The sequence below is a fragment of the Candidatus Sordicultor fermentans genome (assembly GCF_012728195.1).
Lineage (GTDB): Bacteria > Atribacterota > Atribacteria > Atribacterales > Caldatribacteriaceae > Sordicultor > Sordicultor fermentans.
The window spans coordinates 1-6,058 of sequence record NZ_JAAYFP010000154.1; the positions used below are offsets into that span (position 1 = coordinate 1).

General features: G+C 40.3%; 6 protein-coding genes and 1 pseudogene. 1 reads left to right on the top strand and 6 read right to left on the bottom strand.

The annotated features are described in order from the left end of the window. From GXZ17_RS07960 to GXZ17_RS07985, 6 genes and pseudogenes are all read right to left on the bottom strand, one after another. Positions 1–651 (bottom strand): annotated as a pseudogene (locus GXZ17_RS07960) (hypothetical protein); the annotation flags it as partial. A 3-nt stretch (positions 652–654) separates the two neighbouring features. Further along, positions 655–1,758 (bottom strand): two-component system sensor histidine kinase NtrB, encoded by a 1,104-nt coding sequence (locus GXZ17_RS07965; RefSeq protein ID WP_409376761.1) that lies wholly within the window; start codon positions 1,756–1,758, stop codon positions 655–657. Positions 1,759–1,775: 17 nt separating this feature from the next. Then, the gene (locus tag GXZ17_RS07970; RefSeq protein ID WP_409376762.1) at positions 1,776–2,141 is read right to left on the bottom strand and encodes a response regulator; all 366 of its coding nucleotides are present in this window, start codon (positions 2,139–2,141) and stop codon (positions 1,776–1,778) included. Between the two features lie 6 nt (positions 2,142–2,147). Beyond that, entirely contained in the window at positions 2,148–4,103 is a 1,956-nt protein-coding gene (locus tag GXZ17_RS07975) for an Hpt domain-containing protein (RefSeq protein ID WP_409376763.1), read from the bottom strand. A 47-nt stretch (positions 4,104–4,150) separates the two neighbouring features. Beyond that, the gene (locus GXZ17_RS07980; RefSeq protein ID WP_409376764.1) at positions 4,151–4,750 is read right to left on the bottom strand and encodes a carboxypeptidase regulatory-like domain-containing protein; all 600 of its coding nucleotides are present in this window, start codon (positions 4,748–4,750) and stop codon (positions 4,151–4,153) included. After that, complete coding sequence (locus GXZ17_RS07985; protein WP_409376765.1) at positions 4,747–5,112, bottom strand: carboxypeptidase-like regulatory domain-containing protein; 366 nt, start codon at positions 5,110–5,112, stop codon at positions 4,747–4,749. The genes GXZ17_RS07980 and GXZ17_RS07985 overlap by 4 nt, the downstream gene beginning before the upstream one ends. A gap of 668 nt (positions 5,113–5,780) precedes the next feature. On the opposite strand from GXZ17_RS07985, the gene GXZ17_RS07990 reads away from it, so the two are divergent. Then, positions 5,781–6,058 (top strand): hypothetical protein (locus GXZ17_RS07990; protein ID WP_409376766.1); only part of this gene is annotated, 278 nt, incomplete at its 3' end.

Below are 6,058 nucleotides of genomic sequence, written 5' to 3' on the forward strand. Positions count from 1 at the left end.
AAAAAAGAGATTTTCCTGATAGGGTTCCAGAAGTTCTTGAAACTTATGGGGATGGGAAAGAAACTCTCGACGTACTGTTTCTTTTTCCTCCTTTTTTATCACTTCCAGCTCTATCATCTGTAAAATCAAAAAATCTATGGCGTCTTGAGCGGCAAAACCCAAAAAACCCTCTTTCCTCACTTTTTCAATTATCTTTTCTAAATTGTCTTCTTTTTCCTCCAGCAAAAAAGACAATTTTTCCAGGTCTTCTCGCAGAAATCCTTCTTCATCTAACCGAGCAATTAAAAAGTGGAGAATCTTTCTCTCTTCGGAACCCAGTTCTATGAAAGAAAAAATTTCTTTTTTCATAATTTCCTTCCAATCTTTTTTTTCTCTCCACTGAAGAAACTCTTCTCCTGAGAATTCCTTTTTCTCTCTCCTTCTTAAGTACCTCCCACAATGAGAACACCGCTCAGGATAGCCACTAAAACTTCTTCCACAGTTATAACAAAAACTTCCCTCTCTTGCCTCCAGGAGGGGGTTTTCTTCTATCAATTTTTGCAATTTTTGCTCCAGCTGAGGAAGAGGTAGAGCCATCATTTCCACTGCTTGAACCATCTTGGGAATAAGTTGAGGACGTTGCAAAAGGCGAAGATCCGCTCTGAGCTCCATATATTATTCTTCTCCTCCTTGAGGAAGAAATATTTTTATTCTCGTTCCTTCCCCTTCCCGAGAGGTTACCTCCATCCACCCTTTATGAGCACGCACAATACTATAAGAGATGGAGAGACCCAACCCTGTCCCCTTCTCCTTAGTAGTGAAAAAAGGTTCAAATATGCGAGGTAGTATTTTTTCTGGTATGCCTTTCCCTTCATCAATAAATTCCACTTCTACAAATTTACCATTTTCCGTCCCATTTTCAGGAATAGAAAAATGTTCCAGGGGAGCAACACAAGTGTGAATTCGCAATTTTCCTCCTTTTTCCTTCATAGCCTCCAGTGCATTCTTAGCCAGGTTCATGAAAACCTGTCTCATCCGGTTTTTATCTACTCTCACGAGGGGAATATCACTACTCAAGTTTAACTCCAGCTTTACTTTGTCATCCATCAAGACATCCAGTACTGAGAGGCTATCTTGCACCAGGAAGTTAAGGTCCATGTCTTCTTTGTTAAGAATTATGGGCTTAGAAAAATCTACAAGTTCCTGAATTAATCTTCCACAGTATTCAGCTTCTCTCTCAATTTTTTCCAACGCTCGCTGATTGAATTGACAAATTTCGCATTGTTCGTTATCTTTCACTTTTTGCAATAATATCTGGGTATAACCGGAAATGACTGTCAGAGGATTATTGATTTCATGAGCTACACTGGCAATAAACCTGCTAATACTGGATAATTTTTCCATCTGACGGATATTTTCGCCCCATCGGGCTTTCTGAGTCACATCATCTACCAGACACGTTACATTTGCTTTTCCACCTTTCCTCTTCCACAAAAAAAACTGGAGATTTAATAAACGTTCTTCTCCAAAACGATCTTTTATCGACCAGTTGCGGATAAAAACTTCTTCTTCAAACTCTAAACTTTCTTTAAGTTCTTCCCAGGAGAGATCAAAACCCAAAACCTCTTTTACTTCTTTCTTCATAATCTCCTGCTTCTTCCAGTTAGTTATCATCTCCATTTCTTTATTCCAATACATTACCCTACCTCGCCGGGTAAAGATAATTACTCCTAAAGGAGCTTGCCCAAGAAAAGAAGAAAGAGAAGAAGCTTTTTTCACCGTAAAAGATTTAGCTCTCAATTTCCCAAAACTTTTTTTACCGCTTCAATAACCCGGTCAGGTTTAAAGGGTTTCACTATAAAATCTCGTGCTCCTGCTTGAATGGCGTCCACCACCATAGCTTGTTGCCCCATAGCACTGCACATGATAATTTTAGCTTGAGGGTCTTTTTTTCTAATTTCTTTTACCGCAGTAATCCCATCCATCTCGGGCATAGTAATATCCATGGTTACAAGGTCGGGTCTGGTCTCTTCGTATTTCAGCACCGCCTCATGACCGTTACTAGCTTCTGCTACCACTTCATAACCGTTCTTAGTAAGAATATCTTTGAGCATCATCCTCATAAAAGCAGCATCATCGACTATCATTATTCTTCCTGGCATAATTCGCTAACCTCCTGCTCGGGAAAATTTCCATAACAAACTAGCTACATCTATGATCAGTGATATTCCTCCATCACCAAGAATGGTGGCACCACCCAAACCTCGCACATCCCTCATATAGGAGCCTAAAGATTTTATCACAATTTCTTGCTCTCCCAATACCTCATCTACCACCAACCCTGCAAGACTCGAGGAAGCACTGACCACTACAGTATATAAAACTTCCGGTATTTCATCTTCGCTTATAAAGTTGTATTTTCTGGAGTCCAGGAGAGCTTCCAACCATAAAAGGGGAAGAGTTTTTCCCCGAAAAAGAGTGGTTAAAACCCTGTTTACCCAGTAAGTATCCTTTTTCTCCACTTTTTCTATTTCCACCACATCAGATAAAGGTATAGAATATATGGACTCTCCTACCTTTACAAGCAACGCTCTAATAATGGCCAAGGTCAGAGGTAAGCGAAGATAAAAGGTAGTACCTACACCCAGCTGGCTCTCTACTCTCACCTGTCCATTTACCCGCTCGATATTTCTTTTTACCACATCCATGCCTACTCCTCGCCCGGAAACCTCGGTAACTTCGTCGCTGGTCGAGAAACCAGGGTAAAAAATGAAATCCACTATTTCTCGCTCACTCATTTTACTCACTTCTTCTGGAGTAACCAGGCCCATTCCCACTACCTTATCCTTTATTTTTTCTACATCCAGCCCTCTCCCATCATCCTCAACTACAATCACTACTGAATTTTCTTCTTGATAAGCCCGAAGAATGACTTTCCCTTGAGGAGGCTTGCCTTTGTTTATCCTTTCTTCTCTGCTTTCAATACCATGGTCTACAGCATTACGCAAGAGGTGAATTAGAGGGTCAGTTATTTCTTCCAGAAGAGAGCGATCTAATTCTGTTTCTTCTCCTTCAATTATAAAATCTATTTCTTTACCCGACTGACGAGCAAGGTCTCTTATCAAACGAGGAAAACGGTTAAAAACTTCAGCCAGGGGAAGCATTCTAGCTTTCATTATCTCCATTTGTAAATCATTGGTAACACGACCAATATGAGTGGTAGTATCAGACAGTATTTCTCGAAACTGAACCAGTTCTTGATAATCTTTCAGTCGCTGGATTATATCTTCTAACCTGGTACGGTCAATTACCAACTCTCCCACCAGATTGAGGAGAGAATCCAATCTTTCTACGTCTACCCTTACCGTTTTTTTCAAATTAGTAGTAATTTTTTGTTCTCCGGTGGGGGGAATAGTATTTTTCTCTTCCTTCTCCTCTATTCGGTTCTTTTCTTCCTCCTCTCCCTCTTTTACTTCTACTCTCTCTATTTCAGCCACAGACCCCACTATTTTAGCTACCTCCTCTGGAGGAAGAGCGGTACGAACCAAAATATCAAAGCTCTGACCAAAATTTTCTCCCTCGAGGTCAGAAAGAGAAGGAACAGTATTTACCACTTCTATGCCACTATCCTGCAGGCGACTGATGACAAGGTAAGCTCTCACCCCTTTCATGGAGCAGTCAGAAGCCAGCTTAACTGTCAACCAGTATTCCCCGCTATCATCTTTTTCTTTTTCTCCTCGAAAATCCTGTAACGCAGAAAATATTTCTTCCATATTCCAGTCTGGTTCCTGCCCTTTTTTCGTTATCTCTTCCAGCATCCTCTTTAAAAAATCCAATCCCTGCAAAAGAAGGTCAATTAGGGAAGAGCTAACAGACACTTCCCCCCGACGCACCCTGTCTAAAAGATTTTCCAAGAGGTGAGCTAATTCTGTCATCTGCTGAAAACCCATAGAACCAGAAGAGCCTTTAATAGTGTGGAAAGAGCGGAAAATAGCCTGAATAAGGTCCTGATTGTAGGGTTCTTTTTCCAGCTTTACCAGATTTTCTTCTAAGCTCTCGATGTGTTCCTTTGCTTCTTCTATAAACACTCCCAAATAATGACTGACATCAAAAGTATCTCCCAAATTTTTCTATCCTCCTTCCCCCTTTTTATTCATTTTAACATGATTATTCATTTTGAAGTAGGATACTCAAGGGTTATTTTCAGAGTGATAATAGAGTTGGCTTCAATTCCTACTTCACCCGAGTGAGGCAAAAATCCAGCTTTTTCCACAGTGATGATAAACTTACCCACTGGCAAATCAGATAAAGTAAAGCTCCCATCAGCTCCTGAGGTAGCATGATAATTGCCATCCAGGGTGATTTTCGCTCCAGAAACCGGCTTTCCATCTTCATCAAACACATATCCCACCAACTTTCCTAAAAGAGGAGAAAGTTCAATGGTTATTTCAAAAATCCCCTCCCTCGGTATATCCACAGCTTCATTATTTGTTGCATATCCATAGAGAGTAGCAATTATCACCTGTCTTCCCGCAGGAACAAGGGGCAAAAAGAAAGAACCATCGTCTGCAGTGAGGTCAAAACGGGTAGGATAGTCTCTTACCTGTACCTCTACACCATATAACCCTTCACCAGTTAGCTCATCTACCACTTTTCCTTTAACATCTACCATAGGATGAATCGGAGGTAAATTAGGAGAGTTTCCTCTGAAACAACCGACTAATATCAAGGGCACAAAAAGAAGTAAATACAAAATTTTCTTCAATCTCATCCCCCTTGAGGAATTAACCCGTAAGGATAAATACCAGGAGTTAATTCCAGAGTATATATGGTTATAGAATCTCTAATCGTGGAGTAACCATCTTTGGAAATATCAACAGTGTAAGTTCCCGGAGCAAGTTGAAAAACCACCCGGCCGGTGCTATCAGTATATTTCTCCCCTGAAAAACCCTCTCCCAACACTAGCACCTGAGCTCCAGAAATGGGAAGCACTGTTCCTTCGGTAGAATAAAGTTCTTCGTAAACCAAAAAAACGGTTTCTTTCATCTGCCAGCGAATACCAGAGCAGCCTGCCAGAAACAAAGGCAGGAATACGAGAATAAAAAACCAGAGCCAATTCCGGCGATAGATCATTTATTTCCTCCTTCCTGCAATTTCAAGATAAATTTTTTTGCCATTTTTACTTTTTTATCCCTTTTATAAAATGAAAAAATAGATGAAAAAATTTTACGGAAGAAAATGAAACAGAACCATAAAGGATAAACCCCCCTATTACTCCCGTATTGTAATACTCTGAATCTGAAAGCTAGAGGTTTAGAAAAAGGACCATCGTGTGCAGTGGGAGATGGAGCTATGGGATTCTGGAGCGTTCTCCAGGTATATGGTAAAACCCGCCCTTGAACGTCTGGATGTATAAAACTGGTAATGCGTTAGATAAGATAAGAAAGCTAAAAGTGACTTGCATGATGCCTGGATGGCAGAAACTAAAGAAGAAGCTGAACAAGCTTTTAATCTCTTTATTAATAAATATCAATCAAGCTAAGTATCCTAAAGCAGTTGAGTCTCCCAAAGACCGAGAAACACTTATCACTTTCTATGACTTTCCAGCTTACATTCCTAGCATCTTCGAACTACTAACCCAGTGGAATCCACTCGTGAGCCTGTCAGATTAAGAACCAGAAATACCGTAATTGCGGTTCTCGAATAACAGTACTCAGTATGGTTTTCCGTCTCTTCCTCAGTGCTCAAGATGGATGGAGAAGATTAGATGGAGTTCCCCGTCCAGGGAGGTGATGCAAGGAGTGAAGTTCGTTGATGGAATTCGAGAAGAGGATGACGCTTCTCTCGGATCATATACAAAATTTGGCAGTAACTCTAAATTGAATGGAAAAAGATTAAAAACTAATAATAGAGGAAAAACAAAAAAATACCCCTCCAATAGATTGATACTATCGACATTACAAAGGCTTTTGCAGTTAACCATAACTATGCTATATAATATCTCCGTGAAAACAAACATAAATGCGGCTAACACAGCTCGTCTAGGGATTTTAGTTTCACTGGGCATAGTGTTACACAT